A 1,207-nucleotide genomic window follows, 5' to 3' on the forward strand; every position below is an offset into this window, starting at 1 on the left:
AATCCAAAGCTTCTGACTGAAGCCCCAGTAAACGGCGGCCGTAACTATAACGGTCCTAAGGTAGCGAAATTCCTTGTCGGGTAAGTTCCGACCTGCACGAATGGTCTAATGAGTTGTACACTGTCTCTACCACGAGCTCGGTGAAATTGTAGTATCGGTGAAGATGCCGGTTAATCGCAACGGGACGGAAAGACCCCGTGAACCTTCACTACAACTTAACATTGATTTTGAATGCCAGATGTGTAGGATAGTTGGGAGACTATGAAGCAGCTTCGCTAGGAGTTGTGGAGTCATCGTTGAAATACCAACCTTCTGTTATTTAGAGTCTAACCCGGCAACGGGGACATTGTTTGGTGGGTAGTTTGACTGGGGTGGTCGCCTCCTAAAAGGTAACGGAGGCTCGCAAAGGTACCCTCAGTACGGTTGGTAATCGTACGCAGAGCGCATTAGTATAAGGGTGCTTGACTGTGAGGCAAACAAGCCGAGCAGGTGCGAAAGCAGGCTAAAGTGATCCGGTGGTTCTGTATGGAAGGGCCATCGCTCAAAGGATAAAAGGTACTCCGGGGATAACAGGCTGATCTCACCCAAGAGCTCATATCGACGGTGAGGTTTGGCACCTCGATGTCGGTTCGTCACATCCTGGGGCTGGAGAAGGTCCCAAGGGTTCGGCTGTTCGCCGATTAAAGTGGCACGTGAACTGGGTTCAGAACGTCGCAAGACAGTTCGGTCCCTATCTGTTGTGATCGTTAGTAAATTGAGAGGACATGACCTTAGTACGAGAGGACCGGGTCGTACGTACCGCTGGTGTATCTGTTGTGCCGCCAGGTGCAGTGCAGAGTAGCTATGTACGGATAGGATAAACGCTGAAAGCATCTAAGCGTGAAACCTGCTTCAAGATGAGTTTACTTTTAAGGGCCGTCGCAGACTACGACGTTGATAGGTTACAGGTGTAAGGGTGGTAACATCGGAGCCGAGTAATACTAATTGCCCGTAAGCTTTAATTTTTAAATATTACGCTATAAATCTGAATATAACTTTCCCAGTATGTTACCTTATTGAGTTTGCTGAAATAGCAAACAAAGATCTTATGGTGGTTATGCCGAGGGTGTTCACCTCTTCCCATTCCGAACAGAGAAGTTAAGCCCCTCATGGCCGATGGTACTGCAATATCATGCGGGAGAGTAGGTAGCTGCCATACTTATTATAA

Annotated in this window: 2 rRNA genes; both read left to right on the forward strand. The window is 48.1% G+C overall.

Going from position 1 to position 1,207, the window contains the following annotated elements:
• A 23S ribosomal RNA gene (locus tag ACDQ55_RS21640) occupies positions 1 to 1,005 on the forward strand; the annotation flags it as partial.
• 81 nt (positions 1,006 to 1,086) lie between these two features.
• Positions 1,087 to 1,198 (forward strand): 5S ribosomal RNA (gene rrf / locus ACDQ55_RS21645).
• Positions 1,199 to 1,207: the final 9 nt, after the last annotated feature.

This window comes from Chitinophaga sp. 30R24 (assembly GCF_049056765.1).
Lineage (GTDB): Bacteria > Bacteroidota > Bacteroidia > Chitinophagales > Chitinophagaceae > Chitinophaga.